The sequence below is a fragment of the Vreelandella salicampi genome, assembly GCF_013415105.1.
GTDB classification, from domain to species: Bacteria; Pseudomonadota; Gammaproteobacteria; order Pseudomonadales; family Halomonadaceae; genus Vreelandella; species Vreelandella salicampi.
In genome coordinates this window covers 471229-495449 of record NZ_JACCDF010000002.1, presented here as the reverse complement: position 1 = coordinate 495449, position 24221 = coordinate 471229, and the positions used below count along the sequence as shown (strand labels likewise).

Below are 24221 nucleotides of genomic sequence, written 5' to 3'. Positions count from 1 at the left end.
TTTTTATTTAGACCGAGCCTGTCCCAGTCGTCATTTGCGTGCCGCCCGCCGGTACTTGCTCGCGAGCAGGCCCGAAGAAGGCGTAGAGCAACATGATCGCCCCCACGGCAACAGCCACGCCGGCCCCCAGGCGCATGAAATAGAACAGTCCTAGTTGATCCTGTACTTCCATATAATTCATGCCTATGACGCGCTGCAAATGCGTCTGTACCACCCCGGCAAAGGTCAGGGTGAAAGTCATGAAACACATAGCGCTGGTCATGACCCAGAAGCCCCACATGTTCAATACCTGGTTGTAAGGCTGTACCCGACGAATCTGCGGCATGGCGTAGGTAATTATTCCTAGAATCAACATTACATACGCCCCATAGAAAGCCAGATGGCCGTGAGCGGCGGTGACCTGGGTACCGTGGCTATAGTAATTGACGAACGACAGGGTGTGCATAAAGCCCCATACCCCGGCACCGAAGAAGGCGACGGTTGGGCAACCTAGTGCCCACAGCATAGCGGCCTTATTGGGGTGGTTACGGCTGCCTTTCCAGAACATGGTGAAGGCGAAGACCACCATGGCAAAGAAGGGAGCTACTTCAAGGGTGGAGAATATGCTGCCAATTGGCTGCCAGTAACTTGGCGCGCCGATCCAATAGTAATGGTGGCCGGTACCCAGCAGACCGGAAAACAACGCCAGACCGACGATGATATAGAGCCACTTCTCGATCACTTCACGGTCCACGCCAGTCATTTTGATCAGTAGGTAGCCCAACAAGGACGCCATGATCAATTCCCAAACACCTTCAACCCAGAGGTGTACTACCCACCACCAATAAAGTTTATCAACCGCCAGGTTGGTCGGGTTGTAGAAAGCGAACAACCAGAACACCGCAGCCAGCCAAAGCCCCAGCATCAGAACCAAATTAATAGCGGTCTTACGTCCCTTGAGCAACGTCATGCTGGTATTGAACAGGAACATCAAAAAGGAGATGGTGATCAGTATTTTCACCCAGAACGGCTGCTCGAGAAACTCACGTCCTTCGTGAATACCGAACTGGTAACCTACCAGAGCGGCGGCACCAGCGAAAGCGAAGATCGCCAGCTGAAGATAGGCCAGATTGGGACTATGGATTTCTTGCTCGGCCTCTTCCGGCATCAAATAATAGGTACTGCCCATGAAGCCGATCAACAGCCAGACGATCAGCAGGTTGGTATGGCTGACACGCATGATATTAAAAGGCATAACCTCGGCCATAAAGTTAGGCCAAGCATAAACGGTGGCGGCCAGCAGTCCGAAGACGATCTGCAACGTAAACAGCGCCATGGCCACCATGAAGAAGGGCAAAGCCACCTTCTGGGTTTCGTATTTCATTGTACAGTTCTCCTTGATTCATCCACCCGACTTTAGCAACGCTCGTGGGTTAGCCGGCGGGATGCGGGGGCCAGTCCTGGTCGTCGATGCCATCTGTCCATTCGAGGAAGTCGATCAATGACGACATTGCCTCGTCGCTAAAGTCGTAGGCTGGCATCTGACGCCGCCCTTCGACATCAAGTGGCTGGGCGCGAATCCAGGCACTGATACCGGCTCGCGCGGCTTCAGGATTTTCATGGCCACCATAACGCTCCCAGACATTGCCCAGTTCCGGAGCAAAGTAAGCCCCCTCTCCCATGATGCTGTGGCAGTTGATGCACATGTTCTTTTCCCACACTTCTTTGCCGTGCTTCACAGAATCGGTGAGCCCTTCGCTATCGGTAGATACATTGACCATGTACCAGTGGCTATGAGCCGTCAGCCCGGCGAACACCAGAAAGAAGAACAGCGAGCCACCGTAGAAAATGTTGCGGGCCGCCGATTTAGTCAGTCCATCAGCCATAAGCCATACCCCCTTGCCAGTCTTGTTAGGCCTTAGGCTTATGCGCCCAAGGCATTTATTCTTAAGATGTATTTAAAATACAACTTAATAATACCAGAAGAAAATCACTAGGAACATTGTCGCAGATCAGTTTTTGACAAAAGGTAAAAAATATGAACGCAAGATGTACTCCCGATGCCAATCTTGTACAACCGAGTTCGTCATTTACTGCTCAATGGCTAGTGCCTTCTTCGTAGCGCGTCTTGTTCCAGACGCTGTACTTGCCCGATGGCTTACGCATGGGGATAAGTTAAAGCTCCTCCAGGGTATCGCCGGTGTAGACGATCACGGCACCGTCATCCTCCCAAATACTCAACAGCAACTTCTTGCCGCAACGGTCGAACGCCACATGAGCGGCGGTCTTGCCAGGCTCAGGAATCCGAGTCTCGACGATTTCCAGGCTTGCTTTGTCGATGACATGCACCCAGTCACGGTTAGGGCCGAAGAACACATCCACCCAGGCATAGGGTGAATTGGCATGGCTGCGCATGAAAAAACAGGGGCAGTCGGTCTCGAGTGTCTTGACCACCGTCCAGTCCTGCATATCGATGATTGATACCGCCGCTTTGGACAAATGCGGCGTCGCCATACTCTCCACCTCTCTTGCTCCCAGGTGATGCCGGATCCCAGGTGCAGCACTCTGTCCAAGAGCAGGTCTGCGACCTTCTCGCCACTGTCCAGGTCGACCACCATACCGCCCTGCCCGCCTCAGGAGGCACCGAACATGGCGGTAGTCGAGATCAAAGAAGAAGTCGTCCAGATAGCCTAGTACCGAAACCCGCGCTATCGTGGCGACATTATCCCCCGGCAAAGCGGCACTGCACATGGAGCTCACTCCTTGGGGGAGCACGTTTGGATCTACGCTAGGGACAGCAATCGGGTAACGGTTTACGACACCCTTACCCCGCAGGGAGTAACGCGCCTGGAAAGCGAATAGCCCAGCGGCATCTTCTTTACCGACCGAGCGCATCGTATCGGGTTATAGTTTCTTGGCTTGGGCAGCGAACGCGCATCGCCGCTTCGAGTATGCCCCGACAGTGGTGGCAAGGGCGATTGGCAGTATGATAATAAAATAGTATTTTATATGCATGTTAATAAGCCATACGAAATCCCATTCGGCACCGGGTCATCGCCTACCGGCATGGCGCTGGTTCTTCCCGCTGGCAGCGTTGCATGCGGCCCTCATGGTGCCACTCTCGCTGCTGGCGCTCTATCACCAATCGGGCGCACTGACGCAGCTCGCCTCGCCAGCGGCGCATGGCCGTGAGCTGGTGTTCGGCTTCGCGCTGGCGGTAATAGCCGGTTACCTGTTGGGCCCTCTGCCGCGTCGTCGATTGGCGGGGTTAGTCGCCCTGTGGGCGGTGGGACGTCTGGGGGTGTTAGACTGGCCACTGATACATGTCGCCACGCTGGCCGATGGCCTCTTTGCTCTGTGGGCTGCCGCCCTGCTGGTGCCGCGCTTCATGGCCGCCAAAAAATGGCGCAACCGCATCCTCTCACCGCTACTGGGGTTGATCTGCCTGCTTGGCGTGGTAACCCTCACTTGGCGTTACCTAGGCGATATGCCCACTACGACACCACTGATGCACCAGAGCGTGCTGTGGCTGGTACTGTTGATGACCTTTATGGGTGGTCGCATCATCGCCCCAGTGGTAAATAGCTACCTGATGCAGCGCTTTGGCCAGTCCGGAGCTGGCGTTCAACCACGCATTGAGGCGGCGTTGATTGTGTTATTGGGGACCACGCCCTTCCTGATGCTGTGGCCGCAGCTACAGCCGTTGGCGGCCGCGTTAGCGCTGACCAATGGCGGGCTGGTGCTGCTGCGGCTCTATCGCTGGGGGCCCTGTCGGTGCCACAAGCGACCCGACCTGATAGCTTTGATGGTCGGCTATGCCTGGCTGGGTGTTGGACTTCTGCTCATGGCGCGGGCTTGGTGGCTACCAGCCCACGATAGCGCACCGCTGCATGCTTTTACTATCGGCGCCTTAGGTACGCTGGCCAGCACGGTGATGCTGCGCCAAGCGATCCTGCGTGCCAAGGCGCGGCCAGAGCGCGAATGGACCCTGATACCGTTGGCGGCACTGTTTGCCACAGCGGCGATCCTGCGCCTGTGGGCGCTGGAAGCGGGAAGCGCCTGGCTGAGCATGCTGTGGGGCGCGGCGTTGGCCTGGAGCCTAGCCTGGCTACTGGTGGCCGGACGGCTGTGGTACTGGATTGGCCGACTGCCGGCACCGCGCCCGGCCGTGAAATGACCCCAAGCAAAGGGAGCGTGCCCGAACACCGGCACTATGATCGGCTCCAGAAGCCTCCATCCCGGGGTTGCGCTCCTTTTACCGGGAGGTGCGCTTCAATCTGCCAGCGATCATCTCCGCTCAAGCGGCGCCAACCAGCCAATTGCCCGCAGCAATCTAGCAGCATCTTAGTACTGTGATACTTGGAATAGAGACGTACGCCAGCCCACCTCAACGTAGTGTATTACATCCTTTAGGTGTCCACTCTTACTGGGCACTATCACCTCGCTCTGACTGAGAAAGCGGCACAACGAATAGCGAAAAGATGGCAGTTTTGAAAGCCCTTCACCTTTAGCTGGAGGCATACTGCGTGGGACTCTCCCGCAACAAATGAAATCAGGCCCTCACGCTTGACAGGAACCTATCGGTGTCTTATTCCTTAAATGACAATATCACAATATGATATTTAAAAAACAACCTCCACAGTAACTAAACGCGAGGATTGGACAATGAATCCCTTTACCATCATTCAACTGCCCTTCACCCACTTGGCGGGCTGGAAGGAACTCCAACAGCACAAACCCTCGATCGCCTCTCTGGCGTGGTGCGTAGTATTGCCCATGTCATTACTGCCGCCATTGATGCTCTATTACGCTGGCACCCATTATGGGGATGCCTTTGTATCAGGCTTCGCTGAAAGGCAATGGCGTTTCATCACCACCATCCTATTCCTGGCCGAGCTTCTCACCTTCTTCGTGATGGGCTGGCTGATCCACGCCGTGGTCAATGGCAATCAGGAACTCTCGATCAGCTATCACAACGCCTATTTGCTTGCGGCCCTGGCGCCGCTTCCACTGTGGTCTTCATCGATCGCCCTGCTAGTCCCCAGCCTGCTATTCAATGCTCTGGTGGTGTTGGGGGCGCTGGGCTTCGCCTGCAGCCTGGTCTACCACGGCCTGCAGGCACTGTGTGAGCGCAGTGTCAATGATGTGGCCACCATGTCCGCTACTTACACCATCATGGCAGCCGGGGTACTGGCATGGGGCCTTCTGATGGCTATCGTCTGGGCTTACTGAGGTACAGGTAGAACGGGTACTACGTATTACCTTGGCTTTCAGGGAAGCCGAGGTAATACGAAGGTGATCATGAATATAGGGCTGAAACGAGCCTACGCTCCCCCATTCCAAGGGTGGTCATCGCGTCTTCGTCGACGGGCTTCCGCACACGCTACCTATTAAGTAGTAGGCTGCCGTTTCATGGAGGTACTAGGCGACAAGAATGATCCAGATCAAAAACAGTCTATTAGCCTTTCATTAATGTGGAGCTCAACACGCTGCTCAATATCTTGAAACTCTTTTCAAGTAGCCCCTATACCAACACACACTAGGCTGGCTCATTGCTGTCCCGGTAATTTCATCCCTAAAAAGATGCATAAGGAATACTTTTTATGAAGCTCATCGCTTTTCTGATTGTGCTGGGTTCCGTCACTTTCATTTCAACCACCGTTCAGGCGGACAGCGAAGCCACCTACAACCAAGCTTGCATGGCCTGTCACATGACAGGCGCTGCTGGCGCTCCCATTCGTGGCAACGCTGAACACTGGGAGCCCCGCGTAGAAAAAGGCATGGACACCCTGTACGACCACGCCATCAACGGCTTCCAAGCCATGCCGCCCAAGGGAGGACAGATGGGTTTGAGTGATGACGAAGTGAAAGAGGCCGTCGACTACATGCTCAAACCGGTCCTATAACGCTCCTGATCCGAAACTCGAAAGGAAACCGCCATGTTCCGCGTGGATTACCCGCTAAATCTCACCGGCGTCTGGACCGGCTTACTGCTACTCCTATTCATGGCCCTGCCCGCCCAGGCCCTCGAACTGGATCAAGTGCGCGCAGGATTTCCCACCGCCGAGCGTATTGAGAAAGCGGACTCCCAGTGGCCGGTAAGCCGGGTTCTCGACGGAGGTGATGAACTGCTCGGCTACGCCTTCGAAAGCGTGGATATCGCCCCAATCCCCGCTTACTCGGGCAAACCGGTCAACGTGCTGGTGGGGATAGACCTGGAAGGTCACATTATTCAGGCCGACATTCTCAGCCATTCGGAACCCATCATGCTGGTGGGTATTCCGGAAACAAAGCTGGAAGGCTTCGCCGACGAGCACGTATCGTCCCACGTCAATGACAGGCTCAGGGTCGGAGACAACCTTGACGCCATCTCCGGCGCGACCGTAACAGTCATCGTGGTCAGTGACACCATCATGCGTAGTGCCCGGCAAGTGGCCGCCGAGCAGCAACTTATCGCCGACCCCTCGCAAGCCCCTCCGGCCCAGGTACGGGAAGATGTTTTTGCCCCCGCCGACTGGAACGAGCTGACCGGCGACGGCACCATTCGCCGCTTGCATCTGACCCATGGCGAGGTCGATGAGAGCTTTGTGGGCACACCCGCCGAAGACTACCTGCGCACCCCACAACCCGACGATAAAACATTTATCGAGCTGTTCTACACCTACCTCAACCCGCCTACTTCTGGGCGCAACCTGTTGGGTGATACCGGTTATGACCAACTGATGGCCGAGCTGGAAGGTAACGAACACGCCATTGCAGTGATGGGACGTGGTGACTACTCGTTTAAGGGCTCAGGGTATGTGCGCGGCGGTATCTTCGATCGCATTGAGCTTTCCCAAGGAAACACCCGGGTCAGCTTTCACGATAGCGATCACATCCGTCTGGGCGAGCTGGCACTTGACGGTACGCCGTCACTGGCTGAGCGCGATATTTTCATCGTCCGCGAGGAGGCAGGCTTTGATCCTGGGCAGCCCTGGCAGCTGGAATTATTGGTGCGCCGTGCCTCGGGACCTCTGGATACCGAGTTCAGCCGCTTCAGTGCCGACTACAGCGTACCCGAGGCGTATGTCGAGCGGCCCGAGCCACAGGTGGAAGAGCCTATCTGGGTGCAGGTATGGCGAGACAAGGCTTTCCAAATTGGGGTGCTTGGCGCTGGGCTACTGGTACTCACAGGCATCATGCTTTTCCAGGATTTGCTGGCGCGCCACCCCCGAGTTCTGAACCCACTGCGCCAAGGTTTCAAGATCTACACCTTGGTCTTCATCGGCTGGTACTCGCTGGCTCAGCTGTCGGTGGTCAATATCCTTACCTTCACCAACTCGTTGATCAGCGGCTTCAGCTGGTCCTCATTTCTGATCGACCCGATGCTATTTATCCTCTGGTCGTTCGTGGCGGTGAGCCTACTGCTGTGGGGACGCGGAGTATTCTGTGGCTGGCTGTGCCCGTTCGGCGCCTTGCAGGACTTGGTAAACCAGGTCTCCCGCAAGCTTGGTGTAAAACAGATCGAGGTGCCCTTCGGACTACACGAGCGACTATGGGCAATCAAGTACATCATCCTGCTTGCCCTGTTCGCCGTCTCGCTGCATTCACTCGGCACCGCCGAACGTTACGCCGAAGTGGAGCCGTTCAAGACCGCGATCACGTTGCGCTTCCAGCGCGAGTGGGCATTCTTACTCTATGCTTTGGCACTGATCGCCATCTCTGCCTTCAACCACAAGTTCTATTGCCGCTATCTATGTCCGCTGGGGGCCGGGTTGGCGATCCCTTCCCGTCTGCGCTTGTTCGACTGGCTCAAGCGCCACCGCGGTAGCTGTGGCACCCCATGCCAGATCTGTGCCAATGAATGCGAAGTGGCCGCCATCCACCCGGACGGTCGCATCAATGCCAACGAGTGCCACTACTGTCTCGACTGCCAAGTAACCTACCACGATGACCAACGTTGCCCGCCCATGGTCAAGCGCCGCAAGCGCTTCGAAAAGGCGGCCAACTTGTCTTCTCGTACAGAGAGCGTTGAGACCCACCGGGATACAGCCGCCACCGGCAAGCAGGCCGAATGGCAACGCATCCCTCTTTACCAGCAAGAATGACACCATGGGGAATCAAGCATGAGCGATAAAAAAGACCACATCCAGAATATTGGCCGCCGCCACTTTTTACGTAATACCGCCGTCACCGGCGTCGCTGGCGCGGGCCTTGCCGGTGGCTTCGGCGCGGGGGCGCTGTTCAACAGCCAGCAAGCCCAGGCCGCTGGCGCCAACGGTATCGACGTCGCGCCCGGCGAACTCGATGAGTACTACGGTTTTTGGAGCGGTGGCCACCAAGGCGAGGTACGGGTGCTCGGTGTGCCCTCGATGCGCGAACTGATGCGCATCCCGGTATTCAACGTGGATAGCGCCACCGGCTGGGGGATCAGCAACGAGTCGAAGCGGGTACTGGGCGAATCAAGCCGCTTCCTCAACGGCGACTGTCACCACCCCCACGTCTCCATGACCGACGGCCGCTACGACGGCAAGTACCTGTTCATCAACGACAAGGCCAACACCCGGGTGGCGCGTATCCGTCTCGACATCATGAAGACGGACAAGATCACCACCATACCCAACGTTCAGGCGATCCATGGGCTACGCCTGCAGAAGGTGCCGCATACTAAGTACGTCTTCGCCAACGCCGAACTACCTATCCCCCAGATCAATGACGGTCGCGACCTGGAGAACCCCGAAAACTACTTCACCATGTTCAATGCTATCGATGCCGAAAGTATGGACGTGGCTTGGCAAGTGATCGTTGATGGCAACCTCGACAATACCGATGCCGACTATACCGGTCGTTTCGTCGCCTCCTCCTGCTACAACTCGGAAAAGGGCATGACCCTGACCGAAACCATGCGCGCCGAACGTGACTGGGTAGTGGTATTCGATGTTGAAGCTATCGAAGCCGCCGTCGCGGCCGGTAACTACAAAACACTGGGTGATGTGGACGTACCTGTACTCGACGGCCGCAAGGGCTCGAAGCTGACCCGCTACATTCCCATACCCAAGAACCCTCACGGCGTGAACACCTCACCGGATGGCAAGTACTTCATTGCCAACGGCAAGCTCTCTCCCACCTGTTCGATCATCGCCATCGACAAGCTGCCGGCACTGTTCGACGGCAGTATCGAGCCGCGCGACACCGTTGTCGGCGAACCGGAGCTGGGCCTGGGGCCGCTGCATACCACCTACGACGGTCGCGGTAACGCCTACACCACGCTGTTCATTGACAGCCAAGTCGCCAAATGGAACATCGAGGATGCCATTCGCCATTACAACGGCGAAGACGTCAACTACCTGCGTCAGAAGCTCGACGTGCACTACCAGCCGGGACACAACCATGCCAGCCTCACCGAGTCTCGGGACGCCGACGGTAAATGGCTTGTGGTACTCAGCAAGTTCTCCAAGGATCGCTTCCTGCCGGTGGGACCATTGCATCCGGAAAACGATCAGTTGATCGACATCTCAGGCGAAGAGATGAAACTGGTGCACGACGGCCCCACCTACGCCGAGCCCCACGATTGCATCCTGCTGCGCGCCGACCAGCTAAACCCGAGCCGAGTCTGGACACGCGATGACCCCTTCTTTGCCGAAACGGTCGCCATGGCCAAAGCCGACGGCGTTAACCTGGAAGGCGACAACAAGGTCATACGGGACGGTAACAAAGTGCGGGTATACATGACCTCCATTGCCCCGCAGTTCGGCCTAACCGAGTTTAAGGTCAAGCAGGGCGATGAAGTCACGGTGGTGGTCACCAATCTTGATCAGGTCGAAGATTTGACCCACGGTTTTTGCATGGTCAACCATGGCGTCCAGATGGAAATCTCCCCGCAACAGACTTCCAGCGTCACCTTCACCGCCGACAAACCTGGGGTGCACTGGTACTACTGCAACTGGTTCTGCCACGCCATGCACATGGAAATGACCGGTCGTATGTTGGTCGAGAAGGCCTAATGGTATCCGGGCCGCTCATTCGGCCCGGGTCTACAAGGAGTTTTCATGCTTCGCAGCGTCATTCTTACCGCCACCACCCTCGTGGTGGCGGTCTTCTTAATAGGTTTGCCCGCCCAGGCTGCGCAGTGGCGTGCCGTTCCCGGCGAGCCACTCCAGCCGCTGATTGAGCAAGCCGCTGATGGCGACCACATCTATTTACCCGAAGGTCGTTATCTCGGTTCAATAGTGATTGACCGCCCCCTGACGCTGACAGCAGAAGGAAAGGCGGTGATCGATGGGCTTGACGAAGGCCACGCCGTCATTCTCTCGGCCCCAAACAGCGTGCTGAAAGGCTTGACCATTGAAAAATGGGGTCGGGACCTGACCCAGATGGACGCTGGTATTCTGGTTCAAGAAGATGCCACCAGCAGCCTCATTCAGGGCAATCACCTTTCCGGGCCAGGCTTCGGCATTCGCCTTGACGCCGTCGCTAATGCCCGGGTAATCGATAATGTCATTCGAGGCGATGTGTCGCTGCGTTCTCAAGACCGAGGCAATGGCATTCATCTATTCAACGTCAGTGAGGCGCTGGTGGAAGGCAATGATATCCGTCGAGTGCGTGACGGTATCTACATCGATACCAGCCGCGACAGCGTACTGCGCGACAACCACATGCAGGATTTACGTTATGGTGTTCACTACATGTACGCCCATGACAACCACCTGGAAAACAACCTGACCCGCGACACCCGCACCGGCTATGCCTTGATGCAGTCGAAACGCTTGACGGTGGTTGGTAACCGTTCGGAAGGCGACCGCCACTACGGCATACTGATGAACAACATTACCCACTCGCTGCTACGCGCCAACCAAGTCGAAGGCATACAACAACGCCGCGACTCCAACGACCAAGGGCTGGTCAGTGGCGGCGAAGGCAAAGCGTTGTTCGTCTACAACGCTCAATACAATCGCTTCGAAGGCAACCGTTTCGCCCACAGTGATATCGGCATTCATTTGACCGCCGGTTCTGAAGACAACGTCGTAACAGGCAACGCCTTCATCAACAACCGACAACAAGTGATGTACGTGGCGACTCGCCTACAAGAGTGGTCGGAGGATGGTCGCGGCAACTACTGGAGCAATTACCTGGGCTGGGACCTTGACGAGGACGGCATTGGCGATACGCCTTTCGAACCCAACGATGCCATGGACCGCCTGCTATGGTGCTATCCCACAGCCCGGCTGCTGATGGACAGCCCTGCCGTACTGGCCTTGCGCTGGGTGCAACGGCAATTCCCGGTGTTTCGCCCCCAAGGCGTGCGCGACAGCGCTCCCTTGATGACAGCCCCTCACTTCGGAGACGCCGACACATGACCCCAGTGATCGACTTCCAACGCGTGACCAAACATCACGGCGACCTAACCCGTATCGATGCGCTCGATCTTTCGGTTAGTCCCGGCGAGGTATTGGCTTTGCTCGGCCACAATGGCGCGGGTAAAACCACCACCATGCACCTCATTCTTGGCTTGATCGCCCCGGACAAGGGGCACGTCTCGGTGCTCGGCGGCGCGCCTGCGGGTCCTCATGCCGAGACACTGCGTCGGCGCCTGGGCTATTTGCCGGAAAATGTCAGCTTTTACGAGCAACTCAGTGGACGAGAAGTTCTGACCTATTTCGCCCGACTCAAGCGAGTGGCTCGCGCCCAAGTCGACGAACTACTCGAGCGGGTAGGACTATCGAGCGCTGCCAACCGACGCGTCAAGACGTACTCCAAAGGCATGCGTCAGCGCCTCGGGCTGGCTCAGGCACTGCTCGGCGAACCACAACTATTGCTGCTCGATGAGCCGACTACCGGCCTCGACCCAGCGGCGACGCGTGATTTCTACCAAACGGTGAGGGACTTGCGCGACCGGGGCTGCACCGTACTGCTGTCCTCGCATGTGTTGCCCGGCGTGGAACCCTATATCGACCGCGCCCTGATCCTAGGTGGAGGACATCAGTTGGCCATAGGAAGCATGGCGGAGCTACGGGCCGAAGCGCAGCTGCCGCTCACCATCCACGCTCGAGGCCGCCTGGAAGAAGTTGCCTGGCACCACGGCTGGGACGACCCACGTATCCAGGTTTCCGCCCACCAGGCGCATGGGGTTACCTTCTCGGTTCCCGTCGACGCCAAACTGGCGGCATTACGCCACCTCACCGCCGACCCCAGAGTCGAGGATATCGAGCTACTGCCGCCGACGCTTGAGCATCTTTATACGCATTTCTCCGCCCAGCGCTCTCCCGACCAACCAGGAGCTTTCTCATGAACGCCGTTATGACCATCGCCGGCAAGGAATTTTGCGACGGCCTGCGTAATCGCTGGGTGCTGGCCATCGCGCTGGTGCTGGCAGCGCTCGCGGTGGGTATTGCCTGGTTCGGTGCCGCCGCCAGCGGCGGTCTGGGGTTCACATCGCTTGCTACCACCCTGACCAGCCTTTCGACCTTAGCGGTCTTTCTAATTCCATTAATCGCTCTTTTACTGGCGTATGATGCCGTGGTCGGCGAGCAGGAGGCCGGCACCCTATTGCTGTTGCTCACCTACCCGTTGAGCCGCACCTCATTCTTGCTGGGCAAGTTTCTAGGGCATGGTTTGATTTTAGGCGTGGCCACGATACTCGGCTTCGGTATCGCCGGGGTGGTAGTGGCCCTGGGGGCCGAGGGAGTAGACAAAGCCGAACTCGCCAGTGGCATGGGCCTGCTAATTCTTAGCAGCGTTCTGCTGGGCTGGGTGTTCATCGCCTTCGCCTATCTGATCAGCGTCTGGGTTACTGAGAAAGCCCGCGCCGCTGGCTTGGCATTGGTCGTCTGGTTCCTTTTCGTTCTGGTGTTCGATCTTGGCCTGCTCGCCTTACTGGTTAGCGTCAAACAAGGCGGCGACTGGCTGCCCTGGCTATTGTTACTCAACCCCACCGAGTGCTTTCGTCTGATCAATCTGGCCGGTTTCGAAGCCGCTGGCAGCATCAGTGGCGTTACCTCCATTGCCCAGGGAGGCGCTTTTCGCCCAGCGATACTGATACCGATTCTTCTAGCCTGGATACTGGTGCCTTTGGGCCTGGCCATCCTGCGTTTTCGTCATCGACCGGCCTGAGCCAACCCAACCTGGAGTACCGCCATGACTCGACACATTTCGCTGTTGCTAATCTCACTACTCGCCTTGTTGCTGCTTTCAGGCTGCAGCGAGCCGAAACCCGAAACCTTAGCCGCGCCTGTTCCCATCGAGTCGGGCGATAGCTGTCATGTGTGCGGCATGCTGATCAGCAAGCACCCTGGACCCAAGGGCGAAGCCTTCGTCCAAGGCCAGCAAGCACCGCTCAAGTTCTGCTCCACCATGGAGCTTTTCGTGTTTCTACAACAACCGGAGAACGAGGCCCGCCTTTCTCATGCTTATGTCCATGATATCGGCGCGACGTCTTGGACAGCACCAGAAGATGATGCTTTCATCTTGGCAAGCGAGGCCTGGTACGTAGTCGGTCATGAACGTCGCGGCAGCATGGGACACACCTTGGCGTCTTTCGCTGAGCATGCCACCGCCGAAGCGTTCCGTAACACCTATGGCGGCAAGGTTATCGCCTATGACGATATCGACTTAGAATTGCTAGGGCATCTAGGACGCGGAGAGTTAAACAGCCACTAGCTTGTTGCCACTTTTGCCTTGCTGGAACAGGTTGGCATCGTTGCAAATAGCCATTTGGACCTTCTTGTGGCAGGCCATAACGTAAGCGAATTATTTTCCGGTAGCTTGTGAAAACAACATTCGCCTATTATATTTATTTAATATGCATCTTATGGCAACCAGGGAGGCTTCATTATGCTACTACCACCTTCCCTGTGTTGTCGGCTCTATCAGGGCCTTGCTCTTGTATGCATCGTTTTGGGGGCCATTGGTATCGTTTTACCGCTGCTTCCCACGACGCCATTTTTGCTGGTGGCAGCCTGGGCGGCTCCTAAAGGCTCCACCCGGTTGGCCAATTGGCTCTGGATGCACCCCCGGCTAAGCCCCATCCTGCATGCCTGGCGCGATCAGCGAGCCGTGCCCAAGCGCGCTAAAAATACCGCTTGTACTTTGCTGGCGATCAGCTGGGGCACGCTGATCATAGCGGGTTCATCCCTGCCTATTCTAGCATTTACTGGTATCCTTTTTACCGTCGTGGCTATTTTTGTGCTAACACGGCCAACGGCTCAACTTTCTTGATCCCCCTTTCTTTTCTTCTCTTCTCGCTTGCTAGGTTACTCAGATTATGCACATCACCCGCTATACCGATTACTCCTTACGTGTACTGCTCTTCGTAGCCCTAAAAGGCGAGGAACGCTCGACCATACGTGAGATATCCGAGAGCTATGATATTTCTCGCAATCACTTGATGAAAGTCGTGCAAGAGCTGAACCATAAGGGCTATCTGGAAGCAATACGCGGCAAGCAAGGCGGACTACTGCTGGGACGAGCCCCCGAAGACATCAATATCGGCGCCCTGGTACGTGATACCGAGCAAGACCTTGCTTTAGTGGAGTGCCTCGGTAAACAAAACAAATGTGTAATTACCGGCGCTTGTCGCCTCAAGCCCATGTTTGCCGAAGCCTTAGAAGCGTTTTTCGAAATATTGGATGGCTATACTTTGGCCGATTTGTTGACCGATACACAGCGCCCTCAACTGCTTAGACTTCTGACGATTAGTTGATACCGCTTGCTCTTGTCTGGATAACGGATAAAGAAAGCTTCGGAATATTTATTGAGTCACCGTCACAAAGAACAGCCGAGACTGAGATGGCAGTTTTCGTCTATAGCTGTCCCATCTCAACGCGCTTGAAAAGGAATCGATAGTCGTGATCCAGAGAAAAGGGACTCAGCCTCAACTTCGTTTGGTCTACGACGGTGAGTGCCCAATCTGCCGACGCTACGTGCGCTGGCAGCGCATTCGCAAAGAGGTCGGCGAACTCGAGCTGATAGACGCAAGGCAAGATAGCAAAGCACGCCAGGAACTTACCGCTCAAGGCATTGACTTAGATGAGGGGTTCGCCCTGCAGGTCGGCGAGCGCTGGTACTACGGTGGCGAAGCGCTGCACCACCTGGCCCTACTCGGCACACGCAGCGGCATATTCAATCGCCTGATGTATCGGCTGTTTGCTAGCCAAAAACGTACCGTGATGCTTTATCCGCTATTAAGAACTTGCCGAAATTGGCTATTAAGAATAATCGGCAAATCTCGGATCGGAAATCTCAAGTAAACATTTTAGCGTTTCACTTATTGACGGAAAGAAAATGGGGTCTGGCATCGCCAGCCACGAGCCAAGCATATCGGCAAGCCCCAATAGCCGTCAGCATCGCTGGTTTTTGATCTAAAATGTTGCGTCACCAGCAAATACGAGCGTGGCCACTCCTCATAGATTAAAAAGTTATTCCCACGACGAGCACCAAGGCGCCAAAACCCGTACCAGCATGACCCGAGTCAAAAGCCAATAATTAATAGACGACTAAAATACTCAGGTTTTTAATCGTTAAGGGTCTCTGTCATGGAACTTGTATGCCCTGCTGGCAATTTGCCCGCCCTAAAACGCGCCGTGGATGAAGGCGCTGATGCCATCTACTTCGGTTTCCAAAACGCCACCAACGCCCGCCAGTTTGCCGGCCTAAACTTCACCGACAAGCGTGCCCGCGAGGGTATCGACTACGCCCATGCGCGCGGTAAACGGGTCTTTTGCGCCATCAATACCTACCCGCAACCCGATGGCTGGGATATATGGACACGCGCCGTGGATCAGGCCGCGGATCTTGGCGTCGATGCTCTGATCATAGCTGACATGGGGCTGCTCGATTATGCCGCGCGTCGCCACCCTGACATGGCTCGCCATCTCTCGGTTCAGGGGTCTGCGACCAGTCACGAGGCGCTGCGCTTCTACCACGACCATTTCGGCATCAAGCGCGCCGTGCTGCCGAGGGTACTCTCGATTACCCAAGTGCGTGACCTAGCGAAGCAGAGCCCTGTTGAACTTGAGGTCTTCGCCTTCGGCAGCCTATGCATCATGGCTGAGGGACGCTGCTATCTCTCCTCCTATCTGACTGGCGAATCACCCAATACCCGCGGCGTCTGCTCCCCAGCAGGTTATGTACGCTGGGAGGAAACGCCCGAGGGGCTCGAATCACGCTTAAATGGCGTACTGATCGATCGCTATGAAAAGGGAGAACCAGCGGGTTATCCAACGCTGTGCAAGGGGCGCTTTGAAGTGGGGGGCGAGTCGTACCATGCCATTGAGGAGCCTACAAGCCTTAACACCCTGGAGCTTTTGCCTGAACTCAAGAAATTGGGAATCAACGCAGTGAAAATCGAAGGTCGCCAACGCAGTCCAGCTTACGTGTCGAAAGTTGCCGGTATCTGGCGCCAAGCTTTAGATCAACTGGAGCAATCACCTGGCGATTTTCATATCGAACCTGCTTGGTTGTCAGGCCTTGGTGAGCTTTCCGAAGGTAGCACCACCACGCTCGGTGCCTACGAGCGCCGCTGGAAGTAGGAGAAAGTCCATGTCTATTAACCCAACGTTCAAGCTGTCACTTGGCCCAGTGCTTTTCTACTGGACCCGCGATCGCTACGCCGATTTTTATCGCGATGCCGCCGACTGGCCCGTCGAGATCGTCTATCTGGGCGAGTCAGTCTGCTCTCGCAGGCGCGATATGAAGCTCGACGACTGGCTCGGCATCGGCCGCGAACTGAAAGAGAGCGGTAAACAGGTGGTGCTGTCGAGCCAGACACTGATTGAATCCGAAGCCGACCTGCGCGACTTGCGTAAGCTTTGCGACAATGGCGAACTCATGGTAGAAGCCAACGACCAGAGTGCCCTGCAGCTTCTCATCGCCGCTGGCCTGCCATTCGTCGCCGGCGGTGCACTCAATCTCTACAACCCTGCCGCTATAAGCGTTTTAGCTCAGAACGGGATGCAGCGTTGGAACGCGCCGGTAGAGATGTCGCGGGACGATCTCGCCCGGTTGCTTGACGACTGCCATGACGAGGGACTTGATCAGACCTGCGAGCTGTTCGCCTACGGGCACCTGCCGCTTGCCTGGTCGTCGCGCTGCTTTACTGCGCGGCGATATCAGAAACCCAAGGATCGCTGCCAGTTTGTGTGCCAGAAACACCCTGAAGGCATGACTCTGCGCTCTAAGGAGTCACAGGATATCTTCACGCTGAACGGTATCCAGACCCTTTCCAGCGCCTGTCAGGATCTGCGTCATGAGATTGGTGACATAGCCAATATAGGTGTCGGCGTGGTGCGCCTAAGCCCTCGTGCCGAGGGCATGTCCGATGTAGTTGCCGCCTTCGATGCCGCTCGACGCGGCGAACTCCCTCTCCCCGACCCGCTAACCTTGGTCGAAGCCGACATCTGCGACGGCTACTGGTACGGCCGCCCCGGCATGTCGCATCGCCAAACCGTAAGTTAGTACTAAGTAAAATTTATTCTTGCACCTAAAAAATCAAAGCCACCACCTTGTGACACTCTTGTGCCCCGAGGCAGTGGCTATAACAGCGTACACATAATGTATTCGTGCTACCCCGTGAAACACGTCAGGGCAATTGTCGCTGACAAATGCTGACCTACCTTGCTGTTAGTCACCATATTCATCCAGATGTAACTGCCGTCCGGTAGAGTGGGCGACAATTTTTCAGAAACGCCCGCGCAGTCATCGCTACGCCCAAACCTGGAGCGAGCAGCTCACCATTCACCGGCTGGTCTGTCAGGTGTTCATGATAGCCGCGATCAAAGAGGTTGTTTACATCCACGTCCACTTCCAGTGACGACGGGCCAAGTTCAGACGCTATACTCCCGTTATTTGTATGTTATGTGCCCTTTTTCCGCTCAAAGAGCGGAAAAAGGGCACATTGGCTAGCCATCAGCATGCCTCTAGAGCGTTTTACCCGCCTCGATTCGATAACCCAAATCCAATACCCGCTGTTCCAGCGCTTCGCCATGGATACGCGATAAAAGCACTTTAGCGGCCTCTTCACCAATCGCTTGCCGAGGGGTAATAACACTGGCCAGCCGTGGCGTCATCGCTTGCCCCACATCGTGGCCGTGAAACCCGGCGATAGCCATTTTCCCAGGTACCGAGATACCCTGCCGCAGGCATTCAAAATAGGCCCCTACCGCGACGTCGTCGTTGGTGCAAAAAATACCATCGGCGTGGGGATAGTCACACTGAATTTCCTGCATCAGTGCTGCGCCTACGCTGTAAGAAGAGCGCTGGCTGCTATAGAGCGTCACCGGTGGCAGCCCGTTGGCCTGCATGGCATCACGATAGCCCTTCTCGCGTTGCCGGGTACGCTCATCTAGCCGAACCGCCAAATAAATAACCTGCCGTCGGCCACGCCGAATCATCTCGCTCACCATATCGAAGGCAGCACTCACGTTATCGTACCCCACTGCTTGCTGAAGCGGGGGGCGGTGAGTATCCATGATTTCAACAATGGGGATACCGGCGGTTTCCAGCATCCGCAGGCTGCGGGCGGTATGGTATCGATCAGAGAGAATCACACCATCGACATTGTAAGACAGCAGCGATGCAAGGCTACGCTCTTCAAGCTCGGGACTATAGCCGTAGTGCGAAAGCATCAGATGGTAGCCTGCCGGCTCGGTCAACGCCTCAATGCCGACAATCACATCGGCAAAGACTTGGTTGGTCAGCGACGGCACCAGCACACCAATCGAATGGCTCGTCGCTCGGGAAAGTAAGTCAGGCGCGCGGTTGGGAATGTAGCCAACCTGTTCCGCCACAGAAAATATCTGCTCGCGCAAGCCCTCCGAGACCGTTTCAGGGTCGCGTAAGCAACGGCTCACCGTCATTTTGGTGGCACCAACACGATCAGCAATATCTTGTAAGGTAGGGCGTTTTTTCTTCAATGGCAGCACTGCATTATCATGTGGGATACAAAAGGGCCATACCATAGCGAATGGTAAGGCCCTTCGCCTATCCCCTCCTTTAGCCTAGTGAACCTTGTTGCAGCGGTGTCAATTTCTCAGTGAAACGCTCAACAATCGCTTGAGGTGTCAGCGTAATGGAAACCGTGACCGCCTCGTCACGGCTAGGCGGCTCTAAATCGGCAAGTTGACTTGCCAGCATGCTATCGCCTTTAAAGAAGTGACCAGCCCGGGTTCCAAGCCGCTCACGTAGTAGCGAATGAGTACCTTCCAGATAAAGAATACGTAGCGCCTGATCCCCTTCGCGAAGACGATCTCGGTAACGCTTCTTAAGCCCTGAACAGGCAATCACCAGCGATTCGTTTCGCGCTTTATATTCCGCGAACAATCCTGCTAGCGTTGCCAGCCAGTCGCTCCGGTCATCATCGTTAAGCGGTCTACCGCTGGCCATTTTGGCCACGTTGGCAGGCGAGTGGTGGTCATCGCCATCGATGAATGTGGCGCCCAGGGCGAGCGCCAGTTGATCGCCAACGTGCGACTTCCCCGAGCCGGATACACCCATGACCAAAATACGATGCGAAGGAGTTTTCATTGCGGCTCTCCTGTTCCTTGCCAACCATTCATTGCCAACCATTAATTGCCAGCCACAGCGGTCAGGTCAGGCAACCAGGTAACGATGCCCGGGAAAGCCACTAGAATCACGAGCACCACTAACAGCGCCGCGTAATAAGGCAGCATGGCTTTTACCAGCGACTCCATGGACACTTTGCCGACACCGCAGCCGACGTAGAGGCAGGTGCCCACCGGCGGGGTTAATAACCCGATGCCCAGAACGAACGCCATCAGCACGCCGAAGTAAGCCGCATCGACGCCCACCGAGGTCACAATAGGTGCCAGCATGGGCGCCATGATCACCATTGCCGGGGTTAAGTCCATCACAAAGCCGACCAATAGCAGCAGAAAGGCCACAATCAACAGCAGTAAAAATGGATCCTGGGTGATTGCCTGAACCTGGCTAACCAGGGTTTGCGGCACCATATTGATGGTCAGAAACCAAGCAATGACGGTGGCAAATGCCAGTAACATCATCACCATACCGGTGAGCCTGGCGGTGCGAATCAGCATGCCGATTAGTTCACGGAGCTTGAATTCGCGGTACACCACTAAAGAGATCACTAGTGAGTAAAGCAGCGCCGCGACGGCCGCTTCAGTGGCGGTAAAAACGCCGCCAATAATGCCGCCAATTACGATAACGGGCAGCACCAGCGCCAGCCATGCATCTTTAAAGGCTTTCCACAGGCGATCCCAGCGGAACTGCTGCACGCCGCCGCCATGCTTTTTGGCAAGAATATAAGTCGTCACCATCAGCGCAAAGCCAATCAGCAAACCCGGAATGATACCGGCGATAAACAGGCGACTGATGGAGGTCTCGGTGACGATGCCGTAGAGAATCAGCGGAATCGAGGGCGGAATAATAATCCCGATCACCGAAGACACCGTATTAATCGCGGTGGCATTGGCGGCGGTATAGCCCTGCTCTTTCATCGAGGGAATCATCATCGCGCCGGTAGCCGCCGTATCGGCCACGGCTGAACCGCTGATACCGCCAAAGAACATCGAGCCGGTGATGGCAACCTGCCCCAACCCGCCGCGCATAAAGCCGACCAGAGCCCCCGCCAGTTCCATTAGTCGGCGGGCGATGCCACCGTTGCTCATCACTTCGCCAACCAAAATAAAGAACGGGATCGCCAGCAACGGAAAGCTGTTAACCCCACGGATAGATTGTTCGATCATTATCGACAGCGGAATATCCGAGAGCACCGCCATGACAAGTGCTGCAACGCCCAGGCCAAACGCAATCGGCAAACCGATCACAATGGACGCTAATAAAATAGCTAGAAAAATCCAAAGCATGATTACCGTCCTCCTTCCGGATCGGCCGAGTGGCGATGGGGGTGACGAATAACCTTCACGCTCACCCACATGCGCCAAAGCGATACCGCCGCAATAAAAATGACGCACAATACAAGCGAAAGGCTAACTAAGCTAAGCGGTATATTCATAATGGCTGAACGGCCGCTTGAGCGAGAAAGCACCTGATAACCGCCCCAAATCATCACGACCATTAACCCGGTGATAATCATGTGCTGTAACAAATAAAGCATGTGCGCGACACGTAACGGTAAACGCCTTACCAGCGCATCCACCGCGATATGTTCATAACGTGAAAAGGCGGCGGCTGCCCCAATAAACACCAGCCAAATAAACAGCATGCGAGCCAGCTCGTCAGCCCAGGGCAATGAGACATTAAACGCAGCGCGCCCTACCACGTTGCTTGAAACCGCCACAATTAGCGCTACCAAAATAGCCCCAATCAGGTACTCCATGCCTAGCGTTAGCCAGCGAAACAATGCAGGGCCTTGGCGGGCATCGGTATCAATCTCAAGCAACTTGCGATTGGGGTCATCTAAATACACCGACGGATCTTCAAACGCCATATCATCCGCAGGAGGCGACGTGTTAGGAGGTATAGAGGAGGTAGTCATAAAAACTCCGGAGGGCACTGACAAGTCGGGCAGGCGCAATGGCCTGCCCGATGGTGCACTAAACGTACCGTGTTAGTTGCTGCTATCTTCAACGATTTGTTGAATTTCAGCGATTATATCTTCACCAATGCGCGGCGCCCACTCATCATAAACAGGCTGTGTCGCTTCTTGGAAAGCCGCTAGCTGCTCATCATTCAAACGCGTAATTTGCATGCCGCGCTCTTCTAACTGTTTGCGTGACCAGTCGTCATATTCTGCGGAAAGCTGAATTTCGTACTCAGCAGACTGGCGGGCAGCTTCCATGACGAGTTCTTGGTATTCAGGTGCCATGCGATCCCAGGTGCGCTCGGACAGCATCATGATGAACGGCGTGTAAACGTGGCGTGTTTCGGTGCCGTAATCCTGCACTTCGTTGAAGTTAGAGGTCAGGATAGTGCTCCAGGGGTTTTCTTGTCCGTCGACGACACCTTGCTCAAGAGCCGAAAATAGCTCGCCGAACGCCATGGGCGTGGGGTTGGCACCCAGCGCTTCCCAAATAGCTAAGTGAACCGGGTTTTGCATGGTGCGAACGCTTAAACCGCGGACATCCAAACCCGCCACGTCTTCCGGCGTCTCTACTGGGCGGGCACTGTTAGAAAGCTGACGGTAGCCGTTTTCTGAGAAGGTCAGCGCTTTTAGGCCCGTGCCTTCAAAGTCGTCAAGCATTTCCTGGGCCACATCGCTCTGCATAACGGCCATGGCTGCTTCACGGTTAGGCAGTAAGAAGGGAAGGTCAAACGCAGAGAGTTCTTCTACATAGCCGGTAGTGGCTGAGCTTGATGGATACGTCATATCCAGCGTGCCGGTTTGCAGCATTTCCATCATCTGCACATCGTCACCCAACTGGCTATTGGGGAAAACATTAACCGTAATACGTCCGTCGGTACGCTGCTCAAGAATCTCACCGAAATACTGGCTGGAAAGAAACTGCGGAGAACTCTCAGATAGGCCGATGCCCATTCGCAGAGTGTGGCTGCCGTGGTCAGCCACCACTTCTCCATCAATCGCGGGCGGATCAGAGAGATCGGGACTTTGTGCGTGAGCCATACCGAACGTAAGTGTCGTCGCGCCGACCAAAGTAAGCGTGCTGCGCCAAATCGCTGTCATGACGTTATCTCCAAATTACTCATTGTTGTTAACTGCGGTGATCACTAACTGCCCATTGAGCCGACAGCCGTTGCACTGGTTCTGACTATCGAATGGTTACGGCCACCTGGAAAGCCATCTTGTTACCGGTAACATTCGATGGGAAAAGGCTAGCCATCGCGTTGCATAGTGTCAAAACAAAACTGTCAATTTACGACCAACGTCTAGGGTCGACCACTCACGGCATTGCGGTCCCGACGTCGACATGTCTGCGCAAGGCCCTTGTAGAGCAAGGTAATAACGGACCATCCAAACTTCCCCAAAACGTATTTTTGTCAACTCAAATGGCAAAAAAAGGGTTTCAATGGTTTTTGCTGTCTAAAATGCTCTTTAAGAATATCGTCACCTTCTGTTTTTCTTTGGAGGCCACATGGATTACCACACTTACCGTCAGGCGCTGGCCGAGCAGTTGCAGGGGGCTGAGCTGCCCTTTCAGGCCGATGAGTTCGCTGCCCGTTTAGCGCGCACGCGCATCCTGATGAAGGAAGCGGGCCGTGACGCGCTGCTACTCACCGACCCGGCGGATATTTTCTATCTAACCGGTTACCACACTTTCGAGGTATCAGTGCATACGGCGCTGGTGGTAACCACTGAGCGGGTGGTGCTGCAGGTACCTTCGATCGAGACAGGGCCGGCGGTGGTTACTGCCACGGTGGATGAGATTATCGGTTATCGCTGGGAGAGCTTAGATGAAGTGACCGTGCCGCTGGCGGAGGTACTTGCGCCTTATCGCGCCATCGGGTTAGACGCGTTCAGTGCGGGCTTGCGCTTCGGAGTGATTCAAGCATTGCAAACGCGCCTGGGAAGTGGGCGCTTTTATAGTGATGGCGGTGCGCTGCTGGATGGCCAACGGTTGGTCAAGCGCGAGGTGGAACTTGCCTGCCTACGCGAAAGCGCGCGAATCACCGCAACAGGCCTAGCGGCGGCGGAAGCCATCATTACCCCCGGCATGACCGACAACGATATTGCCGCGGAAGGCGCCAAAGTGCTGCTGGCAGAAGGCAGCGAATTCATGAGCCTACAGCCCATCGTCACCAGTGGCCGACGTATTAGCGTCATCCACGTCAACCACAAACGTACGCCAATTGCCGCAGACGACCCGGTATTTCTGGAGTTTGGCTCAGCATATCAGCGCTACACTGCGCCAATGATGCGAACCGCCGTCGCTGGCCGTGCCAGTGCAGACATGCAGGCAGTACGCGATATCTGCCGCGGTATGTTTGAGTCGCTTACCAGTGCCATGCACCCAGGCAATACCTTCGATGATGCCGCACGGGCGGCGGAGGCGGTGCTAGCTCCCCACGAGGAGCGGCTATTTTTTTCCGGCGTGTTCGGTTATGCGGTCGGGGCGCAGTTTCCGCCCAGCTGGGTAGAGGGAACCGGCTACATCGCTCGCGGCCAAGAACGCACCTTCGAAGAAAACATGGTCTTCCACCTACCACTTTGCTTGCGTTTGCCTGGTCAGTGGGGAATTGGTATCAGCGATACAGTGCAGGTAACGAGACAAGGCGGTGTCCCGCTTACCGATAATGATTGGCAAATTAACGAACGTATTGATGCCCGTTTTCATAAAGACTAGATAGGTAACCACGAAGTTCGGCAAGTC

At 55.8% G+C, this 24221-nt stretch carries 23 protein-coding genes; 15 read left to right on the top strand and 8 right to left on the bottom strand.

The window, feature by feature from the left end:
• Nucleotides 1-7 precede the first annotated feature (7 nt).
• The 3 genes from HZS81_RS05060 to HZS81_RS17955 all read right to left on the bottom strand — a co-directional run bounded on the left by HZS81_RS05060 (nucleotide 8) and on the right by HZS81_RS17955 (nucleotide 2493).
• Nucleotides 8-1363, bottom strand: coding sequence for a cbb3-type cytochrome c oxidase subunit I (locus HZS81_RS05060; RefSeq protein WP_179929435.1), 1356 nt, complete (start codon nucleotides 1361-1363; stop codon nucleotides 8-10).
• 49 nt (nucleotides 1364-1412) lie between these two features.
• Nucleotides 1413-1865, bottom strand: coding sequence for a c-type cytochrome (locus HZS81_RS05055; protein WP_179929434.1), 453 nt, complete (start codon nucleotides 1863-1865; stop codon nucleotides 1413-1415).
• Between the two features lie 289 nt (nucleotides 1866-2154).
• Nucleotides 2155-2493, bottom strand: coding sequence for a cytochrome D1 domain-containing protein (locus HZS81_RS17955; RefSeq protein WP_206679530.1), 339 nt, complete (start codon nucleotides 2491-2493; stop codon nucleotides 2155-2157).
• A 499-nt stretch (nucleotides 2494-2992) separates the two neighbouring features.
• Between HZS81_RS17955 and HZS81_RS05045 the strand changes: the two genes are divergently transcribed.
• The 14 genes from HZS81_RS05045 (at nucleotide 2993) to HZS81_RS04980 (ending at nucleotide 17409) form a co-directional block, all read left to right on the top strand.
• The gene (locus HZS81_RS05045; RefSeq protein ID WP_179929433.1) at nucleotides 2993-4156 is read left to right on the top strand and encodes an NnrS family protein; all 1164 of its coding nucleotides are present in this window, start codon (nucleotides 2993-2995) and stop codon (nucleotides 4154-4156) included.
• Between the two features lie 488 nt (nucleotides 4157-4644).
• Nucleotides 4645-5211, top strand: coding sequence for a YIP1 family protein (locus HZS81_RS05040; RefSeq protein ID WP_179929432.1), 567 nt, complete (start codon nucleotides 4645-4647; stop codon nucleotides 5209-5211).
• Nucleotides 5212-5582: 371 nt separating this feature from the next.
• Nucleotides 5583-5885 carry a c-type cytochrome gene (locus tag HZS81_RS05035; RefSeq protein WP_179929431.1) on the top strand — a complete coding sequence of 101 codons (303 nt, stop codon included), beginning with the start codon at nucleotides 5583-5585 and terminating at the stop codon, nucleotides 5883-5885.
• Between the two features lie 33 nt (nucleotides 5886-5918).
• Nucleotides 5919-8066, top strand: a complete 2148-nt coding sequence (gene nosR / locus HZS81_RS05030; protein WP_179929430.1) for a transcriptional regulator NosR — start codon at nucleotides 5919-5921, stop codon at nucleotides 8064-8066.
• Nucleotides 8067-8084: 18 nt separating this feature from the next.
• Nucleotides 8085-9962, top strand: a complete 1878-nt coding sequence (nosZ, locus tag HZS81_RS05025; RefSeq protein WP_179929429.1) for a TAT-dependent nitrous-oxide reductase — start codon at nucleotides 8085-8087, stop codon at nucleotides 9960-9962.
• A gap of 45 nt (nucleotides 9963-10007) precedes the next feature.
• On the top strand, nucleotides 10008-11315 hold the full coding sequence (locus HZS81_RS05020; RefSeq protein ID WP_179929428.1) for a nitrous oxide reductase family maturation protein NosD: 1308 nt from the start codon (nucleotides 10008-10010) through the stop codon (nucleotides 11313-11315).
• Nucleotides 11312-12247, top strand: coding sequence for an ABC transporter ATP-binding protein (locus tag HZS81_RS05015; protein WP_179929427.1), 936 nt, complete (start codon nucleotides 11312-11314; stop codon nucleotides 12245-12247). Before HZS81_RS05020 ends, HZS81_RS05015 begins: the two co-directional genes overlap by 4 nt.
• Entirely contained in the window at nucleotides 12244-13068 is an 825-nt protein-coding gene (locus HZS81_RS05010) for an ABC transporter permease (RefSeq protein WP_179929426.1), read from the top strand. The genes HZS81_RS05015 and HZS81_RS05010 overlap by 4 nt, the downstream gene beginning before the upstream one ends.
• Nucleotides 13069-13092: 24 nt before the next feature.
• Nucleotides 13093-13614 (top strand): nitrous oxide reductase accessory protein NosL, encoded by a 522-nt coding sequence (locus HZS81_RS05005; protein WP_179929425.1) that lies wholly within the window; start codon nucleotides 13093-13095, stop codon nucleotides 13612-13614.
• A gap of 174 nt (nucleotides 13615-13788) precedes the next feature.
• Nucleotides 13789-14172 (top strand): YbaN family protein, encoded by a 384-nt coding sequence (locus HZS81_RS05000; protein ID WP_179929424.1) that lies wholly within the window; start codon nucleotides 13789-13791, stop codon nucleotides 14170-14172.
• Nucleotides 14173-14218: 46 nt separating this feature from the next.
• Entirely contained in the window at nucleotides 14219-14656 is a 438-nt protein-coding gene (locus HZS81_RS04995; RefSeq protein WP_179929423.1) for an RrF2 family transcriptional regulator, read from the top strand.
• Nucleotides 14657-14801: 145 nt separating this feature from the next.
• Nucleotides 14802-15203 carry a DCC1-like thiol-disulfide oxidoreductase family protein gene (locus HZS81_RS04990; protein WP_338401812.1) on the top strand — a complete coding sequence of 134 codons (402 nt, stop codon included), beginning with the start codon at nucleotides 14802-14804 and terminating at the stop codon, nucleotides 15201-15203.
• A gap of 285 nt (nucleotides 15204-15488) precedes the next feature.
• Nucleotides 15489-16484: a ubiquinone anaerobic biosynthesis protein UbiU gene (gene ubiU / locus HZS81_RS04985; protein ID WP_179929422.1), complete on the top strand. Its 996-nt coding sequence runs from the start codon at nucleotides 15489-15491 to the stop codon at nucleotides 16482-16484.
• Between the two features lie 10 nt (nucleotides 16485-16494).
• Nucleotides 16495-17409 (top strand): U32 family peptidase, encoded by a 915-nt coding sequence (locus HZS81_RS04980; RefSeq protein WP_179929421.1) that lies wholly within the window; start codon nucleotides 16495-16497, stop codon nucleotides 17407-17409.
• Nucleotides 17410-17870: 461 nt separating this feature from the next.
• On the opposite strand, the gene gntR is transcribed toward HZS81_RS04980, so the two are convergent.
• From gntR to HZS81_RS04955, 5 genes are all read right to left on the bottom strand, one after another.
• The gene (gntR, locus tag HZS81_RS04975; RefSeq protein WP_179929487.1) at nucleotides 17871-18866 is read right to left on the bottom strand and encodes a gluconate operon transcriptional repressor GntR; all 996 of its coding nucleotides are present in this window, start codon (nucleotides 18864-18866) and stop codon (nucleotides 17871-17873) included.
• 79 nt (nucleotides 18867-18945) lie between these two features.
• The gene (locus tag HZS81_RS04970) at nucleotides 18946-19476 is read right to left on the bottom strand and encodes a gluconokinase (protein ID WP_179929420.1); all 531 of its coding nucleotides are present in this window, start codon (nucleotides 19474-19476) and stop codon (nucleotides 18946-18948) included.
• 41 nt (nucleotides 19477-19517) lie between these two features.
• A complete protein-coding gene (locus HZS81_RS04965) occupies nucleotides 19518-20798 on the bottom strand; it encodes a TRAP transporter large permease (protein WP_179929419.1) in 1281 nt (426 codons plus the stop codon).
• A gap of 2 nt (nucleotides 20799-20800) precedes the next feature.
• A complete protein-coding gene (locus HZS81_RS04960) occupies nucleotides 20801-21430 on the bottom strand; it encodes a TRAP transporter small permease (protein WP_241697369.1) in 630 nt (209 codons plus the stop codon).
• Between the two features lie 72 nt (nucleotides 21431-21502).
• The gene (locus HZS81_RS04955; protein WP_179929418.1) at nucleotides 21503-22576 is read right to left on the bottom strand and encodes a TRAP transporter substrate-binding protein; all 1074 of its coding nucleotides are present in this window, start codon (nucleotides 22574-22576) and stop codon (nucleotides 21503-21505) included.
• Between the two features lie 409 nt (nucleotides 22577-22985).
• Here HZS81_RS04955 and HZS81_RS04950 point away from each other — a divergent pair, with 409 nt between their 5' ends.
• Complete coding sequence (locus HZS81_RS04950) at nucleotides 22986-24194, top strand: M24 family metallopeptidase (protein WP_179929417.1); 1209 nt, start codon at nucleotides 22986-22988, stop codon at nucleotides 24192-24194.
• Nucleotides 24195-24221 lie beyond the last annotated feature (27 nt).

What these genes read in the sequence shown, in the direction of transcription:
- HZS81_RS04965 (WP_179929419.1), bottom strand. Translation starts at nt 20,798, where the DNA reads ATGCTTTGGATTTTTCTAGCTATTTTATTAGCGTCCATTGTGATCGGT.
- HZS81_RS04970 (WP_179929420.1), bottom strand. Translation starts at nt 19,476, where the DNA reads ATGAAAACTCCTTCGCATCGTATTTTGGTCATGGGTGTATCCGGCTCG.
- nosR (WP_179929430.1), top strand. Translation starts at nt 5,919, where the DNA reads ATGTTCCGCGTGGATTACCCGCTAAATCTCACCGGCGTCTGGACCGGC.
- HZS81_RS17955 (WP_206679530.1), bottom strand. Translation starts at nt 2,493, where the DNA reads ATGGCGACGCCGCATTTGTCCAAAGCGGCGGTATCAATCATCGATATG.
- ubiU (WP_179929422.1), top strand. Translation starts at nt 15,489, where the DNA reads ATGGAACTTGTATGCCCTGCTGGCAATTTGCCCGCCCTAAAACGCGCC.
- HZS81_RS05000 (WP_179929424.1), top strand. Translation starts at nt 13,789, where the DNA reads ATGCTACTACCACCTTCCCTGTGTTGTCGGCTCTATCAGGGCCTTGCT.
- HZS81_RS05005 (WP_179929425.1), top strand. Translation starts at nt 13,093, where the DNA reads ATGACTCGACACATTTCGCTGTTGCTAATCTCACTACTCGCCTTGTTG.
- nosZ (WP_179929429.1), top strand. Translation starts at nt 8,085, where the DNA reads ATGAGCGATAAAAAAGACCACATCCAGAATATTGGCCGCCGCCACTTT.
- HZS81_RS05055 (WP_179929434.1), bottom strand. Translation starts at nt 1,865, where the DNA reads ATGGCTGATGGACTGACTAAATCGGCGGCCCGCAACATTTTCTACGGT.
- HZS81_RS04960 (WP_241697369.1), bottom strand. Translation starts at nt 21,430, where the DNA reads ATGACTACCTCCTCTATACCTCCTAACACGTCGCCTCCTGCGGATGAT.
- HZS81_RS04980 (WP_179929421.1), top strand. Translation starts at nt 16,495, where the DNA reads ATGTCTATTAACCCAACGTTCAAGCTGTCACTTGGCCCAGTGCTTTTC.
- HZS81_RS05040 (WP_179929432.1), top strand. Translation starts at nt 4,645, where the DNA reads ATGAATCCCTTTACCATCATTCAACTGCCCTTCACCCACTTGGCGGGC.
- HZS81_RS05045 (WP_179929433.1), top strand. Translation starts at nt 2,993, where the DNA reads ATGTTAATAAGCCATACGAAATCCCATTCGGCACCGGGTCATCGCCTA.
- HZS81_RS05060 (WP_179929435.1), bottom strand. Translation starts at nt 1,363, where the DNA reads ATGAAATACGAAACCCAGAAGGTGGCTTTGCCCTTCTTCATGGTGGCC.
- HZS81_RS05035 (WP_179929431.1), top strand. Translation starts at nt 5,583, where the DNA reads ATGAAGCTCATCGCTTTTCTGATTGTGCTGGGTTCCGTCACTTTCATT.
- HZS81_RS05015 (WP_179929427.1), top strand. Translation starts at nt 11,312, where the DNA reads ATGACCCCAGTGATCGACTTCCAACGCGTGACCAAACATCACGGCGAC.
- HZS81_RS05010 (WP_179929426.1), top strand. Translation starts at nt 12,244, where the DNA reads ATGAACGCCGTTATGACCATCGCCGGCAAGGAATTTTGCGACGGCCTG.
- HZS81_RS04955 (WP_179929418.1), bottom strand. Translation starts at nt 22,576, where the DNA reads ATGACAGCGATTTGGCGCAGCACGCTTACTTTGGTCGGCGCGACGACA.
- HZS81_RS04950 (WP_179929417.1), top strand. Translation starts at nt 22,986, where the DNA reads ATGGATTACCACACTTACCGTCAGGCGCTGGCCGAGCAGTTGCAGGGG.
- HZS81_RS04995 (WP_179929423.1), top strand. Translation starts at nt 14,219, where the DNA reads ATGCACATCACCCGCTATACCGATTACTCCTTACGTGTACTGCTCTTC.
- HZS81_RS05020 (WP_179929428.1), top strand. Translation starts at nt 10,008, where the DNA reads ATGCTTCGCAGCGTCATTCTTACCGCCACCACCCTCGTGGTGGCGGTC.